17 protein-coding genes are annotated in these 18,710 nt (G+C 60.3%); 7 read left to right on the plus strand and 10 right to left on the minus strand.

Annotated elements, in window-relative coordinates; all coding sequences use genetic code 11:
* The first annotated feature begins 45 nt into the window (after positions 1-45).
* A complete protein-coding gene (locus EJD88_RS24990) occupies positions 46-4,500 on the plus strand; it encodes an RHS repeat-associated core domain-containing protein (RefSeq protein ID WP_256674406.1) in 4,455 nt (1,484 codons plus the stop codon).
* A 19-nt stretch (positions 4,501-4,519) separates the two neighbouring features.
* Positions 4,520-5,119, plus strand: coding sequence for a hypothetical protein (locus tag EJD88_RS24995; protein ID WP_099586047.1), 600 nt, complete (start codon positions 4,520-4,522; stop codon positions 5,117-5,119).
* A gap of 100 nt (positions 5,120-5,219) precedes the next feature.
* Here EJD88_RS24995 and EJD88_RS25000 read toward each other — a convergent pair whose 3' ends face one another.
* The 3 genes from EJD88_RS25000 to EJD88_RS25010 form a co-directional block, all read right to left on the minus strand.
* Positions 5,220-5,495, minus strand: coding sequence for an HU family DNA-binding protein (locus tag EJD88_RS25000; protein WP_003176958.1), 276 nt, complete (start codon positions 5,493-5,495; stop codon positions 5,220-5,222).
* Between the two features lie 191 nt (positions 5,496-5,686).
* Entirely contained in the window at positions 5,687-6,835 is a 1,149-nt protein-coding gene (locus tag EJD88_RS25005) for an NAD(P)/FAD-dependent oxidoreductase (protein ID WP_099586048.1), read from the minus strand.
* 37 nt (positions 6,836-6,872) lie between these two features.
* Positions 6,873-7,040 (minus strand): rubredoxin, encoded by a 168-nt coding sequence (locus EJD88_RS25010; RefSeq protein ID WP_003213373.1) that lies wholly within the window; start codon positions 7,038-7,040, stop codon positions 6,873-6,875.
* A 196-nt stretch (positions 7,041-7,236) separates the two neighbouring features.
* On the opposite strand from EJD88_RS25010, the gene EJD88_RS25015 reads away from it, so the two are divergent.
* Together EJD88_RS25015 and ubiA are read left to right on the plus strand one after the other, a co-directional pair.
* Positions 7,237-7,800 carry a chorismate lyase gene (locus EJD88_RS25015; RefSeq protein WP_112192779.1) on the plus strand — a complete coding sequence of 188 codons (564 nt, stop codon included), beginning with the start codon at positions 7,237-7,239 and terminating at the stop codon, positions 7,798-7,800.
* Entirely contained in the window at positions 7,800-8,690 is an 891-nt protein-coding gene (gene ubiA / locus EJD88_RS25020; RefSeq protein WP_158879252.1) for a 4-hydroxybenzoate octaprenyltransferase, read from the plus strand. Before EJD88_RS25015 ends, ubiA begins: the two co-directional genes overlap by 1 nt.
* Before the next feature lie 113 nt (positions 8,691-8,803).
* On the opposite strand, the gene EJD88_RS25025 is transcribed toward ubiA, so the two are convergent.
* Positions 8,804-9,181 (minus strand): hypothetical protein, encoded by a 378-nt coding sequence (locus tag EJD88_RS25025; protein WP_158879253.1) that lies wholly within the window; start codon positions 9,179-9,181, stop codon positions 8,804-8,806.
* A gap of 155 nt (positions 9,182-9,336) precedes the next feature.
* Here EJD88_RS25025 and phoB point away from each other — a divergent pair, with 155 nt between their 5' ends.
* The 3 genes from phoB to EJD88_RS25040 all read left to right on the plus strand — a co-directional run bounded on the left by phoB (position 9,337) and on the right by EJD88_RS25040 (position 12,944).
* Positions 9,337-10,026, plus strand: a complete 690-nt coding sequence (phoB, locus tag EJD88_RS25030) for a phosphate regulon transcriptional regulator PhoB (RefSeq protein WP_003231714.1) — start codon at positions 9,337-9,339, stop codon at positions 10,024-10,026.
* 82 nt (positions 10,027-10,108) lie between these two features.
* Positions 10,109-11,395 carry a phosphate regulon sensor histidine kinase PhoR gene (gene phoR, locus EJD88_RS25035; RefSeq protein ID WP_178117271.1) on the plus strand — a complete coding sequence of 429 codons (1,287 nt, stop codon included), beginning with the start codon at positions 10,109-10,111 and terminating at the stop codon, positions 11,393-11,395.
* A gap of 208 nt (positions 11,396-11,603) precedes the next feature.
* Positions 11,604-12,944 carry a hemolysin family protein gene (locus EJD88_RS25040; protein ID WP_099586053.1) on the plus strand — a complete coding sequence of 447 codons (1,341 nt, stop codon included), beginning with the start codon at positions 11,604-11,606 and terminating at the stop codon, positions 12,942-12,944.
* A 3-nt stretch (positions 12,945-12,947) separates the two neighbouring features.
* Here EJD88_RS25040 and EJD88_RS25045 read toward each other — a convergent pair whose 3' ends face one another.
* The 6 genes from EJD88_RS25045 to pstA form a co-directional block, all read right to left on the minus strand.
* A complete protein-coding gene (locus EJD88_RS25045; RefSeq protein WP_099586054.1) occupies positions 12,948-13,619 on the minus strand; it encodes a peptidoglycan DD-metalloendopeptidase family protein in 672 nt (223 codons plus the stop codon).
* A 55-nt stretch (positions 13,620-13,674) separates the two neighbouring features.
* Positions 13,675-13,974 carry a helix-turn-helix domain-containing protein gene (locus tag EJD88_RS25050; RefSeq protein WP_099586055.1) on the minus strand — a complete coding sequence of 100 codons (300 nt, stop codon included), beginning with the start codon at positions 13,972-13,974 and terminating at the stop codon, positions 13,675-13,677.
* Between the two features lie 193 nt (positions 13,975-14,167).
* A complete protein-coding gene (locus tag EJD88_RS25055; protein WP_099586057.1) occupies positions 14,168-15,076 on the minus strand; it encodes a response regulator in 909 nt (302 codons plus the stop codon).
* Positions 15,077-15,244: 168 nt separating this feature from the next.
* Positions 15,245-16,006, minus strand: a complete 762-nt coding sequence (gene phoU, locus EJD88_RS25060) for a phosphate signaling complex protein PhoU (RefSeq protein WP_053127580.1) — start codon at positions 16,004-16,006, stop codon at positions 15,245-15,247.
* Between the two features lie 70 nt (positions 16,007-16,076).
* Positions 16,077-16,910, minus strand: coding sequence for a phosphate ABC transporter ATP-binding protein PstB (pstB, locus tag EJD88_RS25065; RefSeq protein WP_027608247.1), 834 nt, complete (start codon positions 16,908-16,910; stop codon positions 16,077-16,079).
* Positions 16,911-17,028: 118 nt separating this feature from the next.
* Positions 17,029-18,699, minus strand: coding sequence for a phosphate ABC transporter permease PstA (pstA, locus tag EJD88_RS25070; protein WP_099586058.1), 1,671 nt, complete (start codon positions 18,697-18,699; stop codon positions 17,029-17,031).
* Between the last annotated feature and the right edge of the window lie 11 nt (positions 18,700-18,710).

Consider the following 18,710-nt stretch of genomic DNA (forward strand, 5'->3'; position numbering starts at 1 on the left):
GCATTGGAAAATCTCAAGTGAATGCCGTGACGCTGGACAAAACGCGTGCCTGACGCACTCTGGGCTGCCCGCATGGGCGATGCGCTGACCCACACTTCCATGATGGCCGATATCCTCGGCGGTGTGCTGGAGGTGGCGGCTAATATCGCGATCACCGCCGTGGCGACCGCTGCCGTGGTCGCGGCCACCGGCATTACCGTCGCCACCGGCGGGCTCGGCTGCTTCCTGTTGGGCGCAGTTGTGGGCACGATTGTCGGCCTGGCCATGAGCAAGACGGGCGCGGACAAAGGCCTGACGAATTTATGCGACAGCTTCAGCAACGCGCTGTTTCCGCCCACGGTGCAGGCCAACATTCTCACCGGTTCCACCGACACACTGACCAACAGCATCCCCGCAGCCCGTGCCGCCGGGGCGATCAGTTCCCACGTCGCGCCAGCCGGTACCGAGCTGGAAGAGCCCGCGCCTGAACCCGAAGCCAGCTATCTGGACATGGCCGAGAGTTTCTTCTCGCAGATGTGGCGTCCGACCGTTGCGACACCGGCTCCCGGCGCCGTGCCCAAGCCGCTGGACGTGGTCGTGTGCATGAAGCACCCGCCGATGCCACCGCAGTTTCTGGCCGAGGGTTCGGACAAGGTCACGATCAACGGCCAGCCGGCGGTGCGCAGCGGTGATCGCAGCACCTGCGATGCAACGGTGGTGTCGTCGGGGCTGATCTCCTCCAACGTGACCATTGGCGGCGGCTCGGTGGTGGTGCGTGAGGTTCGCAGCGGCAAGACACCGGGCGTCGGGCTGGCGGTGACGGCGTTGCTGATGCTCAAGGGCGGCAAGGGCAAGTTCTTCAGCAAGCTGCCGTGCATGTTGATCGGCGGCGCGACTTCGATGGCTGTCAGCAGTGCGATGGGCGCAATGGCCAACGCGGCGATGGGCTCATCGAATCCGGTGCATGCGGCGACGGGCGCGAAGGTACTGGGCGATGTCGAGGAACTGGATTTTGTGCTGCCCGGCATCCTGCCGATTGACTGGCAACGCTTCTACAACAGCCGCGACGAACGCTCGGGCAGCCTGTTTGGTGCTGGCTGGAGCGTGCCCTATGAAGTGTGCGTAGAGATCCGTGCGCATCCCGAAGGCGGCGAGACGTTGGTGTACACCGACGAGCAGGGACGCCCGATTGACATGGGTTCGATCCCGTTGGGCGGCGCAGTATTCAGCGCCGGTGAAGGGCTCGCCGTGCGGCGACACCTCAATGGGCAGTTGCTTATCGAAAGTGATGATGGTCTGTACCGCTTGTTCGAACCCACTGCCAGCCCGTCGCAGTTGCGCCTGAGCCAGCTCGGCGACCGCAATGACAACCGAATCCATATCGACTACGACGAAACCGGACGCCTGGTGCGGCTGCGCGACACGTTCGACCTTGTGCAGGTGGAGCTGATCCGCGATCAAGGCCTATTGGCGCGAATCGAGCGTGTGTACCCCGACCAGCGTCGTGAAGTGCTCGTCAGCTATGCCTACGACGCAGCCGCAAGCCTAGCCGAAGTACGCGACGCGACCGGCCAGATACAGCGTCGCTTTGTTTACGACAACGGTCGCCGGATGGTGGAGCACCAACTGCCCACCGGATTGCGCTGCTTTTATGAGTGGGCGTTGGTTGAAGACATGGAATGGCGTGTGGTTCGACATTGGACCGACGACGGCGACGCCTATCAGTTCGACTACGACTTGCAAGCCGGTCTCACGCGCATCAGCGACGGCTTACAGCGCGTCAGTTCCCGGTATTGGAACGCACAGCACCAAATCATTGAGTACAACGACAATCTCGGTCAGACCTGGCTTTTTGAGTGGAACGACGAGCGCCAACTGCTCAGTGCCACTAACCCGCAGGGTGGCCGCTATGCGTACAGCTACGATGACCCCGGCAACCTGATCGGCGAGAGCGATCCATTAGGGCGCAATTATTCAATAGTGTGGTTGGAGCATTGGGCGTTGCCGGTTTCGGTGACTGATAGCGAGGGCAACACCTGGCACTCACGCTACGACTCGCGGGGCAACTGTATTGTCGAGACCGACCCGCTGGGTCATATCACACGGTATCGCTACGACAGCAGCGGACAACCGGTAGAGATCATCGATGCAACGGGGAAAAGTAAACGGCTGCGTTGGAACCCGTTCGGTCAACTCATTGAGCATATTGACTGCTCCGGCTACCCGACGCGGTTCAGCTACGACGAAAGAGGTTATTTGCAGGTCATCACTGATGCACTGGGTGAGCGTACGACATTCGTACACGACGTCCAGGGTCGAGTGCTGAGCACTCAACTTCCGGATGGGCGTATTGAGTATTTCCAACGCGACACCATCGGCCAACTAACGGCTCATACCGACTTCGCCGGGCACTCTACACACTACCTGCGAAATCGAAAGGGGCAAGTCCGCCAGCGCGTCGACGCGCACAATCGCGAGGTCAACTTTGCCTATGACAGCTATGGCCGGCTGCGCACGTTGACAAACGAGAACGGCGAACGATATCGCTTCGAATGGGACGCCAATGATCGTGTGACCGAACAGCAGGATTTGGATGGGAGTATCCGCCGCTATCACTACGACGTACTGAACAATATTTCGCGCATGGAAGCGGTTGCAGCACCGTACGGTAGCGGGATGGCAGTAGTCACGGCCGTGCTCGAACCGACTGTCGTGCATGACTTTGAGCGCGACGCGGCAGGGCGACTGGTGGGCAAGGTCACCGATGATGGCCGTACTGAGTACACCTACGACTTACTGGACCAACTCAAGGCTGTCACCTTTACCCATAAGACAGGCCAGCAACAAACCGTCTGCTTCAGCTATGACGCCCTGGGTCGAGCTGTAGAGGAGAAAACCGCAGCAGGTGCGTTACAGCATCACTACGACGAGCTGGGAAACCTCAACCAGACGCGCTTACCCGATGGGCGCTGGCTCAATCGCCTCTATTACGGCAGCGGGCACCTCCATCAGATAAACCTAGACGGACGTGTCATCAGCGATTTCGAGCGCGACCGTCTACACCGTGAAGTACTGCGTACTCAGGGGTATCTGAGTACACGCCAGCATTATGATCGCTGTGGCCGTCTGCGCTCCCGCGAACGCGGCCACATCACCCGGGCATCTGTACTGCCTGGCGCAGTACAAAAACAGTTCGAGTACGACACCGCCGATAACTTGGTGGGCAAGCTTGAGCAACAGACCGATGGCCAGCACCGTCAATTGCTGCATTACGATGCAACCGACCGAGTCATCGCCAGCCAGGACAATTTTGCAGCACGACACGAAACCTATTCCTACGACGCCGCTGCCAACCTGCTCGATGGCCCACAACCCGGGGCCGGGCTGGTGGTGCACAACAAGCTCCTGACTTTCCAGGACAAACGCTATCGCTACGACGGTTTCGGCCGGATGATCGAGAAGCGCAGTGCCAAGCGCGGCGTCCAGCGTTTCGCCTATGACGCCGAACATCGTCTGATCGAAGTACGAAATGAACAGGGCGGGCAGCAATCGGTCGTGCACATGACCTATGACCCGCTGGGCCGACGAACATCCAAGACAACCCACGACGCAAATGGCCAACTGCTGAGCGAGACTCGATTCACTTGGGACGGGTTACGGTTGGTGCAAGAGCACAAACATGCGCAGACAAGTCTTTATATCTATGGTGACGAAAGCCACGAACCCCTGGCTCGGGTTGATGGAACAGGCGCCCAGCAAAAAGTGCGCTATTACCATAATGACCTGAACGGGCTGCCCGAGCTGCTTTCGGAAAATGATGGCCAGACAGTTTGGCAAGCCAGCTATCAGGTATGGGGAAACACCGTTCGGGAAACGCGTGAACCCTACTACATCGAAGAACAGAACCTGAGATTCCAGGGGCAGTACCTGGACCGGGAAACCGGCCTACATCACAATATTTTTCGCTACTACGATCCGGACATCGGCCGCTTCACTACGCCTGACCCCATTGGCCTTGCCGGGGGACTGAATCTTTACCTGTATTCAACGAATCCACTGACGTGGATCGACCCCTACGGCCTGAACCCGAAGGATTTGGTACGGTACAAGCCCAAGAATTCCGTTACACCCAAGGCCGGCGGCCGTGGGACAGCCATTAATCGGGCCTGGGGAGAAGAGCGGGAACTCGTGAGCCGCGGTGGTGGTTCAAGAGACTGGGCGCCCCATGAGCGAGACTTGATCGAAAATACCAAGAGCAATGCCCGCTTGAACTCTTTGATGTCCAAAGCGGGTTACACCGGCCACCATATCAACAGTGTCGAAGGTAACGGTGCACTGGGCAAGGCCTGGAAAGGTGACCCACGGAACATTGTATTCTTGCAAAACGCGAACCATCCAAGTGGCATTGACGAACACTTGAACAGCCCCCAAGGGCACAGGAAGAATTACGGTAATGCAGGCAAAGGCCGATTGATCGACCGAGCCAGGACACCGGCTACAAAACCCGGCTGCGGTAAATAGGTTTCCATTGGAGAAGAATATGAGCGCCCTTGATAACGCATTTAAAGAACTGCGCCGCGTCCACAAGAAATTTGACATCGAAGGTCGCTTCGAAAACAACGGCCAGGCAAACGCCAAATGGCCGCAAACCCTGCCTCGGTCCGCTGAGATGGACTCCTTCTACGAACTTTGCGAGCCGGTCGATGTGGAAGTCGAAACGGGCTTGACCCCCATCTGCTTTTTCAACTTGGACGCATTGGAAGACGGTCAAGTCGGCTTCAAGTGGGCAGGCGAATCCAACAAGACTGAGTTGAATGGGAACTGGCCTGCGCAACACTTGGTTTTCATGGATGACATAGGCGGTGGCAAGCCCGTTATCGCGGTGACCGATATGCCAGGCACACCCGTACTGGCGAGCTACGATGCCGTAGCACCGTTCAAGATTGCCGACTCTCTCGCTGATTTCCTGCTGGCATTCGCCAAGACTGTCGAGATCGTCCATGGAAAATTCGACATCTTTGATATCTACAACGACGATGATGAGCTTTCTAGCACGTTCGTGAAGTTACTCAAAAAGGAAGTCAGCCCCTTGTTGGGCGAGGATAACTACGAACGCTTTTTTGACTATTTCTACGGTTGAGCCCAAGCCCATAATCAGCCCCAACAAAAATGGGCACCCAACCCAGTCGGCGTGCCCATTCTTCTTACCGCCCCGCCTCCCTTCGAGACGGTACTGCGCGTTAAGCGTTAACAGTATCTTTCAGCGATTTACCCGGTTTGAACGCAACGGTGTTGCTCGCCTTGATTTTCACTGGCTCGCCAGTTTGCGGGTTTTTGCCGGTGCGGGCGCCGCGGTGGCGTTGCAGGAAGGTGCCGAAGCCAACCAGGGTGACGCTGTCCTTGCGGTGCAGGGCGCCGGTGATTTCTTCGAGAACGGCGTTGAGGACGCGGTTGGCCTGTTCTTTGGTGAGATCCGCTTTTTCAGCGATTGCGGCTGCGAGTTCTGGTTTACGCATGTGTGAAGCCTCTTTGACGGTTTTTTGTTGTTATGTCCGTGCCGCTCTCTGACGGAACGGCGCCCAAAGCGCCGCAGGCTCTACTCTGCGGCAGACGGAAGTGAGGATGGCATGCCCTCGCACGCTCCGCCAGCCTCGCGGCGACCTTTCTGGGGTGAAAAACGTGCTTATTCCGACAGAACGACCAGCATTTACGCCAGTAGCGGCGGAAGTTCTTTGTTGAGGGCCAGTTTTTCCATCACGGCTGTGCCCGTCAGTGCGTAACCCAGCAGACGACCGCTGGCGTCGCGGCACAGGGCCTTGATGTCGGCGCCCTGACCCTCGACGCTCCATACACCTTCGGTCCCCCGTGGTGGCGGCGAAACCACCAGCGGGCAGACCGGGGTTTTCACGGTGACGGGCATCGGGCCGTAACTGACGGCTGTCGCGTTGCCTGCCAGCGTCTGGGCCAGGGCGCGGGCGCAGGTCATCAGGGGCATGACGTACAGCAGGTTCAGGCCGTCGACCTCGGCGCAGTCGCCCAGGGCATAGATATTGGCGTGAGAGGTCTTGAGGTGGCGGTCCACCATGATCCCACGGTTGATTTGCAGGCCGGCAGCGGCCGCCAGGTCCACACGCGGACGCAGGCCGATGGCCGAGACCACCAGGTCACAGGGGATCACTTCACCGTCCGACAGATGCGCTTCAAGCCCATCCGCCGTGCGCTGCAGGCGGTTGAGCACCGGGCCCAGGTGGAACCGCGCACCCAGGCCTTCCAGGCCAGCCTGTACAGCGGCAGCGGCCGCCGGATGCAGCAGGGTTGGCATCACTTGTTCGCACGGGGCGACCAGGTCGATTTCATAGCCGCCGAGGATCAGGTCGTTGGCGAATTCACAGCCGATCAGGCCGGCGCCCAGCAGTAGCACGCGGCGTTTGCCGGCCGCAGCAGTGCGAAAGCGCGCGTAGTCTTCAAGGTCGTTGATCGGGAAAATCAGTTCTGCAGCGTCGCCTTCAACCGGCACGCGCACGGTTTCTGCACCCCACGCCAGGATCAGGTCGCGGTAAGCCACGGCTTCCTCGCCGATCCACAGGCGCTTGTGGCCCGGATCGATGCCGCTGACGCGGGTGTGGGTACGCACTTGGGCCTTGAGTTGCTCGGCCATGGTGCCCGGTTCGGCCATGCTCAGGCCATCGGCTTCCTTGTTTTTGCCAAAGCCGGTGGAGAGCATGGGCTTGGAGTAGGAGCGCCCGTCATCTGCGGTGATCAGCAACAAGGGGGTTTCGCTGTCGAGTTTGCGAAACTCCCTGGCTACGTTGTAACCGGCCAATCCTGTGCCGATGATCACGACAGGTGCGTTCATTCCTTTCTCCTTGTAGTACTTTTCTGAAAGCTGAAAATTAGCCGATTTCGATCATTTCGAAATCCATTTTGCCCACGCCGCAGTCCGGGCACAGCCAGTCTTCCGGGACGTCCTGCCACAGGGTACCCGGAGCGATTCCGTCATCCGGCCAGCCGTCTTTCTCGTCATAAATCAGGCCACAGACTACACATTGCCACTTCTTCATTACTTACTTCCTCAGGGTCCAGGCATCTTGGCCGACGGTCGATAGACTCGCATTGCCGCGCGGCTCAGGGCGTTTTGTACTGATCGGGGCCGGCAGATGCAAGCGCGATCGACGCAAGGTGCCGGTTGAGCCCGGCAAAAGTCCAGGGTGCCATGGTAAGCTCGCCGCCTCTTTTGCTGCCAATTACTGACTCTCCGTGCCGCATTCAACCGCCCTCCCCGATGCTTGCCAATGGCTGATCCAGAGCCGTTTGAGCCCTCTGCCCACGCCCTTGACCCTCAATTGGCTGTTCGATGAAGGCTCGCTGACGCGACGGCTGACATGGCTGTCCGACGAGGCTTTCAGCGTGACGCCGCTGTTCGAAGGCTGGCAGCCGTTGCGGGACGATGAGTGCGTGGCCCTTGACCTGGCCCCGGCCACTGTTGGCTGGGTGCGCGAGGTGTATCTGCGCGGGCACGGCCAACCGTGGGTGTTTGCCCGCAGCGTGGCGGCGCGCAGTGCCTTGCAGGGCGACGGGCTGCACATGGATGAGTTGGGCAGCCGCTCACTGGGCGAGTTGCTGTTCTGCGATCAAGCGTTCACGCGCCAGGCCATCGAGGTGTGCCATTACCCACGGCAATGGCTGCCGACTGCCGATCAGGCCGATGAGCTGTGGGCGCGCCGCTCACGTTTTGATCGTGGGTCGCTGAGCGTGCTGGTGGCGGAAATCTTCCTGCCGAGCTTCTGGCACGCACTGCATGACCATCCGGAGAACCGCTGATGTACCAACGTCTGCTCAAATCCCTGAACCGCCTGAACCCCAGGGCATGGGATTTCATCCAACTGACCCGCATGGACAAGCCCATCGGCATCTACCTGCTGCTGTGGCCGACGCTGTGGGCGCTGTGGATTGCCGGCAAGGGTTCGCCTTCATTTATCAATATCGTGATTTTCGTACTGGGCGTGGTGCTGACTCGGGCCGGTGGCTGCGTGATCAATGACTGGGCCGACCGCAAGGTTGACGGCCATGTGAAACGCACCGAGCAGCGCCCGTTGGTGAGCGGCAGGATCAGTTCCAAAGAGGCGCTGGTGTTTTTTGCGGTGTTGATGGGCATCAGTTTCCTGCTGGTGCTGCTGACCAACGCCACCACCATCCTGTTATCCCTTGGCGGATTGGCGCTGGCGGCGAGTTACCCGTTCATGAAGCGCTACACCTATTACCCGCAGGTGGTATTAGGCGCCGCGTTCTCCTGGGGTATGCCGATGGCGTTCACCGCCGAAACGGGCCACCTGCCAGCCACGGCGTGGTTGTTGTACATCGCCAACCTGGTGTGGACGGTGGGCTATGACACCTATTACGCGATGACCGACCGGGACGACGACTTGAAGATCGGCGTGAAGTCCACCGCGATCCTGTTCGGCGATGCCGACCGCGTGATCATCCTGACCCTGCAGAGCCTGGCGCTGGTGTGTCTGTTGTTGGCAGGGGCGCAGTTCGAGCTGGGCGGCTGGTTCCATCTGGGGTTGCTGGCCGCTGCGGGCTGCTTTGCCTGGGAGTTCTGGTACACCCGTGACCGGGACCGCATGAAGTGCTTCAAGGCGTTTTTGCACAACCACTGGGCCGGGTTGGCGATTTTTGTGGGGATTGTGGCGGACTACGGGTTTCGCTGAGTTTTTTGTGGTGGCTGTACCGGCGCCATCGGGGGCAAGCCCCCTCCCACAGGGGTACGCATTCCCACTGTGGGAGGGGGCTTGCCCCCGATGCTTTCAGCGGCGCCGCCGACTTATGGCTTGATGATGTGCCATGCACCGCCCTTGCCATCTCCGGTCTTGTCACCGGCCTTCATGTCGTCCTTGTAGGTGTACACCGGCTTGCCTTTGTAGGCCCACTGGCTGGTCTGGTCATCACGGGTAATAACCGTCCAATCGCCCGTCTTTGTGTCTGTGGATTCGGCTTTCAGCGGCGGCCAGTTGGTCGCGCACTGGTCCTTGCACACCGACTTGCCCTCGGCATCCTTATCGAAGGTGTAGAGCGTCATGCCCTTGTGATCCACCAACATGCCGCCTTGGGTCATCGCAGGCTCCCCCGCAAACGCCAGGCCTGGCAGCGTCAACGCGGCCGTTACCAGCAGGGCTTTCCAGGAAACAGTACGGTAAGTCATCGGAACCTTCCTTTTGTGGTTGTCAGGATTCGGACCCAAAGGGTAGTCCAGAGTGCCGTGATTTGCCCGAGCGACTAAATTACTGTCACACGACTGCAATAATTCCGTTATCTAATGCGGCGCAAGACAGTTAAATGACAAGAGGATTTTTGAGCATGGTTGGCAGGAGCATTCTGATTGTTGACGACGAAGCGCCCATCCGCGAGATGATCGCCGTTGCGTTGGAAATGGCCGGCTACGACTGCCTGGAGGCGGAGAACTCCCAGCAGGCCCATGCCATTATCGTCGACCGCAAGCCGGACCTGATCCTGCTGGACTGGATGCTGCCCGGCACCTCCGGCATTGAACTGGCCCGTCGCCTCAAGCGTGATGAGCTGACCGGGGACATCCCGATCATCATGCTCACCGCCAAGGGCGAAGAGGACAACAAGATCCAGGGCCTGGAAGTCGGCGCGGATGACTACATCACCAAACCCTTCTCCCCACGGGAGTTGGTAGCGCGTCTGAAGGCCGTATTACGCCGCGCGGGCCCGACCGACGGCGAAGCGCCGATTGAAGTCGGCGGCCTGATCCTCGACCCGATCAGCCACCGCGTCACCATCGACGGCACGCCGGCCGAGATGGGCCCTACCGAATACCGCCTGCTGCAATTTTTCATGACCCACCAGGAACGCGCCTACACCCGTGGCCAGTTGCTGGACCAGGTGTGGGGCGGCAACGTGTATGTGGAGGAGCGCACCGTCGACGTGCATATCCGCCGCTTGCGCAAAGCCTTGGGCGATGCCTACGAGAATCTGGTACAAACCGTGCGCGGCACCGGCTACCGGTTCTCCACCAAAGGCTGAGCCAACCCTTCTCCTTCCTTAACAGCTGACAAGGACGCATGTTTAAGTGAACCAGAACTGGCATGGCACCCTGATCCGCCACATGCTCCTGTTGATCACCGGCTGCTTGTTGGTCGGGCTGATCAGCGGCTACTACGGCTGGAGCCTGGCCATCGGCATCGGCCTATACCTGGGCTGGACCCTCAAGCAACTGCTGCGCCTGCATGAATGGCTGCGCCAGCATAAGCCCGACGAAGCACCACCCGACGGCTACGGCCTGTGGGGCGAGGTGTTCGACAGCATCTACCACCTGCAACGCCGCGACCAACGGGTGCGCGGGCGCCTGCAAGCGGTGATCGACCGGGTGCAGGAGTCCACCGCCGCACTCAAGGACGCGGTGATCATGCTCGACAGCGACGGCAACCTGGAATGGTGGAACCGCGCCGCCGAAACCCTGCTGGGCCTCAAGACGCCCCAGGACAGCGGCCAGCCGGTGACCAACCTGGTGCGCCACCCGCGCTTCAAGGAATACTTTGAGCAGGACAATTACGAAGAAGCCCTGGAAATCCCCTCGCCGACCAACGACCGGGTGCGCATCCAGCTGTACCTGACGCGCTACGGCAACAACGAGCACCTGATGCTGGTACGCGACGTGACGCGCATCCACCAGTTGGAGCAGATGCGCAAAGACTTCGTCGCCAACGTCTCCCACGAGTTGCGCACGCCGCTGACGGTGATCTGCGGCTACCTGGAGACGCTGCTCGACAACGTCGACGAGATCAACCCGCGCTGGAGCCGTGCCCTGCAGCAGATGCAGCAACAAGGTTCGCGCATGCAGACGCTGCTCAACGACCTGCTGTTGCTGGCCAAGCTTGAGGCCACCGATTACCCCTCGGACAATCATCCGGTGGGGGTGCAAAGCCTGTTGCAGACCATCAAGAATGACGCCCAGGCCCTTTCAGGCGAACGCGGGCAGCAGATCAGCCTGGAAGCCGACCCACAGGTGTTGCTCAAGGGCAGCGAGGGCGAATTGCGCAGCGCGTTCTCCAACCTGGTGTTCAACGCCGTGAAGTACACCCAGGACAAGGGCACCATCCGCATCCGCTGGTGGGCCGACGAGCAAGGCGCCCACCTGAGCGTGCAGGACTCCGGCATCGGCATCGACGCCAAGCACCTGCCGCGCCTGACCGAGCGCTTCTACCGCGTCGACTCCAGCCGCAACTCCAATACCGGCGGCACCGGGCTGGGCCTGGCGATCGTCAAGCATGTGCTGCTGCGCCACCGTGCGCGCCTGGAAATCAGCAGCGTGCTGGGGCATGGCAGCACCTTTACCTGCCATTTTCCGCCGGCGCAGGTGACGCGTTCGCGGCTCGTCGGGAATGACGAATAACTCGAATACAGCACGAAACCAACTGTGGGAGGGGGCTTGCCCCCTCCCACAGTGGATCTCCAGTGTTTTGGACAATACATTCCACGTCCCACCCGGCAGCAACCACTAGGCAAGCGCCCCGTCAGCCGCTACATTGGCCGACTTGCGCCTGCCTTTCAGGCCTGCCTGTCACCCCTTCTTGAACACACGGAACCTGCAAAACCCAATCATGGACCCTTCCCCTGGTATCACCCTCGCCACACTCTTCGCCGACTTCGGCATGATTCTTTTTGCTCTGATCCTGGTACTGCTCAACGGTTTTTTCGTTGCCGCAGAATTTGCCATGGTCAAACTGCGCTCCACCCGGGTCGAGGCCATCGCCCATACCAACGGCTGGCGCGGGCAGATTCTGCGCACCGTGCACAGCCAGCTCGACGCTTACCTGTCGGCCTGCCAGCTGGGTATCACCCTCGCCTCCCTGGGCCTGGGTTGGGTCGGTGAGCCGGCGTTTGCGCACATCCTCGAACCGCTGTTGGCCGCCGTGGGCGTCGAATCGCCGGAAGTGATCAAGGGAGTGTCGTTCTTTGCGGCGTTCTTCGTGATTTCCTACCTGCACATCGTGGTCGGTGAGTTGGCGCCCAAATCCTGGGCGATTCGCAAACCCGAGTTGCTGTCGCTGTGGACGGCAGTGCCGCTGTACCTGTTCTACTGGGCCATGTACCCGGCAATCTACCTGCTCAACGCCAGCGCCAACGCGATCCTGCGCATCGCCGGCCAAGGCGAGCCGGGCCCGCACCATGAGCATCATTACAGCCGCGAAGAACTCAAGTTGATCCTGCACTCCAGCCGTGGCCAGGACCCGAGCGACCAAGGTATGCGCGTACTGGCCTCAGCCGTGGAAATGGGCGAACTGGAAGTCGTCGACTGGGCCAACTCCCGCGAAGACCTGGTGACCCTTGAGTTCAACGCACCGCTCAAGGAAATCCTCGCGCTGTTTCGCCGCCACAAGTTCAGCCGCTACCCGGTGTACGACAGCGTCCGCCAGGAGTTCGTCGGTCTGTTGCACATCAAGGACCTGCTGCTGGAACTGGCCGAACTCGACCATATCCCCGAGTCATTCAACCTGGCCGAGCTGACGCGCCCACTGGAGCGCGTGTCGCGCCACATGCCGCTGTCGCAATTGCTGGAACAGTTCCGCAAGGGCGGCTCGCACTTCGCCGTGGTCGAAGAGGCCGACGGCAACATCATCGGCTACCTGACCATGGAAGACGTGCTCGAAGTGCTGGTTGGCGATATCCAGGACGAACACCGCAAGGCCGAGCGCGGCATCCTGGCCTACCAGCCGGGCAAGCTGCTGGTACGCGGCGATACCCCGCTGTTCAAGGTGGAACGCCTGCTGGGCGTCGACCTGGACCATATCGAAGCCGAAACCCTGGCCGGCCTGATCTACGAAACCCTGAAACGGGTGCCGGAAGAGGAAGAAGTGCTGGAGGTTGAAGGCCTGCGGATTATCATCAAGAAGATGAAAGGGCCGAAGATCGTACTGGCCAAGGTGTTGATGCTCGACTGAGCCTCAATTGCCCAACGCAAAGTTGGGCAAGGCGCCCACCGGCTGGTTGAACTCATACGGGATCGACACCAGCCCTGCCTCGGTGGCGCGCTGTACCACAAAGTGCAGGTGCGGCCCGCTGCTGTTGCCGGTATTGCCCGACAGCGCCAGCGGGCTCCCCACCGCCACACGCTGCCCCGCCCTCACACTGACCGACCCTTGCTTGAGATGCAGGTACACGCCTTGTGTGCCGTCATCATGCTGCACCCGCACAAAATTCCCCGACGCATCATTGCCGCGCCCGGCCTGCCCGTTCTCGGTCTTCACCACCACGCCACTGCGCGCGGCGATGATCGGCGTGCCTTCGGGCATGGCGATGTCCATGGCGTAGCGACTCTTGGCGTCGGTGTGGCTGAAGCTGCCGTTGGGGCCTTGGGTCAGGCGGAACGGGCCGCCGCGCCAGGGTAAGGGATAGCGGTAGGCTTGCGGTCGGTAGAGGGGTTTGGGCATATCGAGCACCGGTCGTCTTACACGCTCGACTCGGCGCTCATGCAGCTCAAACGCTTGAGCGCCCGGGGTGTGCCGGTCGCTGAAAAACACCACACCATTGGCGTCGGTGGATTTGTAGACGGTCATGGCCAAGGTCGAGGTAGTGACCGTGGCCAGCCCGCAGCACAGTAAAAGGCGAAGGAGCATGGTGTGAACCTTCCGAGATGACTGAGCGGCAGGTTAGCAAGTGTGGATGACAGCTCTATGCTGGCAGCCCATTAAAACAAATATCCACGTTCATCTGCGCGGCTGCCGACAAATTGACCAAAGCATCCAGCGAAAGTTTGTCGATCTTGCCGGTGAGTACGTCGTTGAGGCGGGGCTGACTGATACCCAGTCTTTGGGCGGCTTCTTTTTGAGAAAGCTCCCAGCCGCGGATGGTTTTGCACAGTTCCAACAACAGTTTTGAACGTAGCCGCATATTGGCGGCTTGCTGAGGGGTATCTTCCAACGCGTCCCAAACGGAGCTGAAACGTTCACCGTGAATGTTTTGAGTTGTCATGGCTTAACCTAACTCCTGCAATCTGGCGCGAGCCCCTAATCGACGATTCGGGCATAAGCGGTGGACGTTTGTTTCAAGGCATAGCAAAGGCTCGATAACGCTGAAGCGTTATCGAGAGACTATATCGAAACAGATATAAATCAAACCAGAAATGGGGAATCAGACAGCCGGTCGATTTCCGATATTCAGGCGCTTACGCACCCGGCACGAAATGCTTCTGCGCCGTGCCCCGTGCAATCAGGCGAGAGATGTAGTCGAGCTTCTGCGCATCCTGGTCGATAAACCGGAAGGTCAGTTGCAGCCAGTCGCTGTCGGGCTTGGGCTCGAAGGCGACGATGGCGTGCAGGTAACCGTTGAGGCGGGCCACTTCGGCGTTGTCACCTTGTTCCAGGTCGAGTACGGCACTTTCCAGTACCTGCGGCAGGACTTCCGTGCGACGCACCACCAGCAGCGCTTCCTTGATGCTCAACGCTTTGATGACGCATTGCTGGGTGCCGCTGGACAGACGCAGCTGGCCCTGGCCACGACCGGCGGCCGGTGCGGCGGAAGGGGCTTGCACCGCTGGGCTGCTGAGCAGGCCTTTGCTGGGCGCCGGCGCTGCAGCGGCAACGGGGGCCGAACGCAACGCTTCAGGCTTGCCGCCCGTCAGGGCGCTCAGGGAGTCGTTGCCGAAGGCCGAGTTCATTTTGGTCGGCGCGCTGGCGACCAGGGCGTCGAGGCGGCCGACCTTGTGCAAGGCCTGCTTGACCTTGTTCAGCAGCTGTTCGTTGGTGAACGGCTTGCTGACATACCCGGAAACGCCGGCCTGAATCGCCTGCACCACGTTCTCTTTGTCGCCACGGCTGGTCACCATCACGAATGGCATTGCCTTGAGGTGCGGTTGCTCGCGGCACCAGGTCAACAGCTCCAGGCCGGACATCTCCGGCATTTCCCAGTCGCACAGCACCAGGTCGAAGGTTTCGCGCATCAGGATGGCCTGGGCCTTTTTGCCGTTCACCGCATCTTCAAGCTTGATCCCGGGGAAGTAATTGCGCAGGCACTTCTTCACCAGATCGCGGATAAACGAGGCGTCATCCACCACCAATACACTGACTTTACTCATTGACCCTTCATCCTATAAAAACTTCGGCACGCAGAACGCCTGACTAATGGCATTTTGCCAAAACTCGGTAGTCACAGCTGGACTTTATTTCTTCCGCTGCGCAAAAAATTCAGATGCCAGAAACGAAAACGCCCGGCCAAAGGCCGGGCGTTAATTTCTCGGGCAACCTTACTTATCGTCAGGTTCGCCCGGAACATTAGGGATTTGGTCGGCAGAACCTTCAACTTCGGCCTTCATACGCTTGAGGCCCATGTGCCGTACGTCGGTACCGCGCACCAGGTAGATCACCAGTTCCGAGATATTGCGCGCATGATCGCCGATCCGCTCCAGAGAACGCAGCACCCAGATAATGCTCAAGACCCGCGAGATAGAGCGCGGGTCTTCCATCATGTAGGTCGCCAGCTCACGCAGGGCGGTCTTGTATTCGCGGTCGATGACCTTGTCGTATTGCGCCACCGAGAGCGCCAGGTCGGCATCGAAGCGCGCAAACGCATCTAGGGCATCGCGCACCATGTTGCGCACCTGGTCGCCGATGTGGCGCACTTCCACGTAGCCGCGTGGCGCTTCGCCTTCTTCGCACAGCTGGATGGCGCGGCGGGCGATCTTGGTGGCTTCGTCGCCGATGCGCTCCAGGTCGATCACCGACTTGGAGATGCTGATGATCAAACGCAGGTCCGAGGCCGCCGGCTGGCGACGGGCGAGAATGCGCAGGCATTCCTCGTCGATATTGCGTTCCATCTGATTGATCTGGTCGTCGATCTCACGCACCTGCTGGGCCAGGCCCGAGTCGGCCTCGATCAGCGCGGTCACGGCGTCGTTGACTTGCTTCTCCACCAAGCCGCCCATCGCCAGGAGGTGGCTGCGCACTTCCTCAAGCTCGGCGTTGAACTGCGCGGAGATGTGATGGGTAAGGCCTTCTTTGCTAATCATGTTGGCGTCCTTGGAGCGTCCGGTAAGGTGCGGAGAACCGCAGCGTCAATGCAATCAGAACCACAGCTTCCTAGCCGTAGCGACCGGTGATGTAGTCTTCGGTCTGCTTTTTCGCCGGATTGGTGAACAGGGTATCGGTATCGCCGAATTCCACCAGCTTGCCCATGTACATGAACGCGGTGTAGTCGGAAACTCGCGCCGCCTGTTGCATGTTGTGGGTCACGATGACGATGGTGAACTTGGACTTGAGCTCGTAGATCAGCTCTTCCACTTTCAGGGTCGAGATCGGGTCGAGTGCCGAGCAGGGTTCGTCGAGCAGCAGCACTTCCGGCTCCACGGCGATGGTACGGGCGATCACCAGACGTTGCTGCTGGCCGCCGGACAAGCCCAGTGCCGACTCGTGCAGGCGGTCCTTGACCTCGTCCCACAGCGCCGCGCCTTTCAAGGCCCACTCCACGGCTTCGTCGAGGATGCGCTTCTTGTTGATGCCCTGGATACGCAGGCCGTAGACCACGTTTTCGTAGATGGTCTTGGGGAACGGGTTGGGCTTCTGGAACACCATGCCCACGCGGCGACGCAACTCGGCCACGTCTTCGCCCTTGCGGTAGATGTTGGTGCCGTAGAGGTTGATCGCACCGTCCACACGGCAACCGTCGACCAGGTCGTTCATGCGGTTGAAGGTGCGCAACAGCGTGGACTTGCCGCAGCCCGACGGGCCGATGAAGGCAGTCACGCGCTGCTTGGGGATGTTCATGCTGACGTCGAACAGCGCCTGCTTGTCACCGTAGTACAGGCTCAGGCCTGGCACTTCGATGGCCACGGTTTCCTGGGCCAGGCTCAGGCTCTGCTTGTCGCGACCCAGGGCAGACATGTTGATGCCGTGGGAATGGGTGTCGTGTTGCATGGGATGCTCCCTGTGCTACCAATTCAGTTCGTTGAACCGCCGGAGCGGTTTACTCAAATTCTGTGTATGGCGCGGTCCAGTGTGGGAGGGGGCAAGCCCCCTCCCACATTGGATCGTGTCAGCTGTCCAACGCTTTGTATTTCTCGCGCAGGTGGTTACGTATCCACACCGCCGACAAGTTGAGCGTGGCGATCACCAGTACCAGCAGCAAGGCGGTGGCGTACACCAGTGGCCGTGCGGCTTCGACGTTGGGGCTCTGGAAGCCGACGTCATAAATGTGGAAACCCAAGTGCATGATCTTCTGGTCCAGGTGCAGGTACGGGTAGTTGCCGTCCAGCGGCAGCGACGGGGCCAGTTTCACCACGCCTACCAGCATCAGCGGTGCCACTTCGCCGGCGGCACGGGCCACGGCGAGGATCATGCCGGTCATCATGGCCGGGCTGGCCATCGGCAGCACGATCTTCCACAGCGTTTCCGCCTTGGTCGCGCCCAGCGCCAGGGAACCCTCACGCACGGTGCGGGGAATCCGCGCCAGGCCTTCTTCGGTGGCCACGATCACCACCGGCACCGCCAGCAGCGCCAGGGTCAGCGAGGCCCACAGCAGGCCAGGCGTACCGAAGGTCGGTGCCGGCAGGGCTTCGGCGAAGAACAGGCGGTCAACCGAGCCACCCAGTACATACACGAAGAAGCCCAGGCCGAACACGCCGTAGACGATGGCCGGTACACCGGCCAGGTTGTTCACAGCGATGCGGATGATGCGGGTCAGGGTGTTCTGCTTGGCGTATTCACGCAGGTACACCGCCGCCAGTACGCCGAACGGGGTCACGATCATCGCCATGATCAGGGTCATCATCACGGTGCCGAAGATGGCCGGGAAAATCCCGCCTTCGGTGTTGGCTTCCCGTGGGTCATCGCTCAAAAATTCCCAGACCTTGCTGAAGTAGAAACCGATCTTGGTCAGCGTGCCCATGGCGTTCGGCTGGTAGGCGTGCACCACTTTGCCGATGCCGATTTCGATTTCCTTGCCGTTGCCATCGCGAGCAGTCAGCGCATCGCGGTTGAACTGGGCGTGCAAGTCGGCCAGACGCGCTTCGATGTCCTGGTAACGGGCATTCAGCTCGGCGCGGTCAGCATCCATATCAGCCTGGGCGGTGGCATCGAGCTTGCCTTCCAGCTCCAGTTTACGACCGTGCAGGCGGATGCGTTCGAGGCCGGCGTTGATCGCGCCGATATCGGTTTTTTCCAGGCTCTTGAGCTGGGCGGCCAGCTTGTTGACGCGGTCGACGCGGGCTTGCAGTTCCGGCCACGCGGCCTCGCCTTCAGCGATGACCTTGCCATCCTGCTTGACGTTGACCAGGGTGCCGTAGAAGTTGCCCCACTCACGCCGCTCGATCGCCATCAGGTTTTTCGGCGTGGTCTGGTCCTTCAGCCATTCGCCGACGATCCAGGTGAAGTCGTTGCCATTCAAGTCCCGGTTGCCGACCTTGATCAGCTCGCGGGTCATGAATTCCGGGCCTTCATCGGGCACCGGCAGGCCAGCACTTTTCAGGCGCTCGCGGGGCACTTCTTCTTTCTGCACCACTTCGCCGATGACGATATGGTTTTCCTGGCCCGGCACGCTGTAGTTGGCCTGGATCAGGTCAGCCGGCCAGAAGTGGCCCAAACCACGCACCGCAATCACGGCCAGCAACCCAATGGTCATGATGACCGCGATGGACACCGCGCCACCGCTGATCCAGACGCCGGGGGCGCCGCTCTTGAACCATCCATTCAGGGAGTTCTGTTTCACAGACTTCTACC

This window comes from Pseudomonas sp. PB105 (genome assembly GCF_009764655.1).
Classification (GTDB): Bacteria; Pseudomonadota; Gammaproteobacteria; order Pseudomonadales; family Pseudomonadaceae; genus Aquipseudomonas; species Aquipseudomonas cyclaminis.

Coding starts and splice junctions, on each gene's coding strand:
- EJD88_RS24995 (WP_099586047.1), top strand. CDS start 4,520: ATGAGCGCCCTTGATAACGCATTTAAAGAACTGCGCCGCGTCCACAAG.
- EJD88_RS25000 (WP_003176958.1), bottom strand. CDS start 5,495: ATGCGTAAACCAGAACTCGCAGCCGCAATCGCTGAAAAAGCGGATCTC.
- EJD88_RS25005 (WP_099586048.1), bottom strand. CDS start 6,835: ATGAACGCACCTGTCGTGATCATCGGCACAGGATTGGCCGGTTACAAC.
- EJD88_RS25010 (WP_003213373.1), bottom strand. CDS start 7,040: ATGAAGAAGTGGCAATGTGTAGTCTGTGGCCTGATTTATGACGAGAAA.
- ubiA (WP_158879252.1), top strand. CDS start 7,800: ATGTACCAACGTCTGCTCAAATCCCTGAACCGCCTGAACCCCAGGGCA.
- EJD88_RS25025 (WP_158879253.1), bottom strand. CDS start 9,181: ATGACTTACCGTACTGTTTCCTGGAAAGCCCTGCTGGTAACGGCCGCG.
- phoB (WP_003231714.1), top strand. CDS start 9,337: ATGGTTGGCAGGAGCATTCTGATTGTTGACGACGAAGCGCCCATCCGC.
- phoR (WP_178117271.1), top strand. CDS start 10,109: ATGCTCCTGTTGATCACCGGCTGCTTGTTGGTCGGGCTGATCAGCGGC.
- EJD88_RS25040 (WP_099586053.1), top strand. CDS start 11,604: ATGGACCCTTCCCCTGGTATCACCCTCGCCACACTCTTCGCCGACTTC.
- EJD88_RS25045 (WP_099586054.1), bottom strand. CDS start 13,619: ATGCTCCTTCGCCTTTTACTGTGCTGCGGGCTGGCCACGGTCACTACC.
- EJD88_RS25050 (WP_099586055.1), bottom strand. CDS start 13,974: ATGACAACTCAAAACATTCACGGTGAACGTTTCAGCTCCGTTTGGGAC.
- EJD88_RS25055 (WP_099586057.1), bottom strand. CDS start 15,076: ATGAGTAAAGTCAGTGTATTGGTGGTGGATGACGCCTCGTTTATCCGC.
- phoU (WP_053127580.1), bottom strand. CDS start 16,006: ATGATTAGCAAAGAAGGCCTTACCCATCACATCTCCGCGCAGTTCAAC.
- pstB (WP_027608247.1), bottom strand. CDS start 16,910: ATGCAACACGACACCCATTCCCACGGCATCAACATGTCTGCCCTGGGT.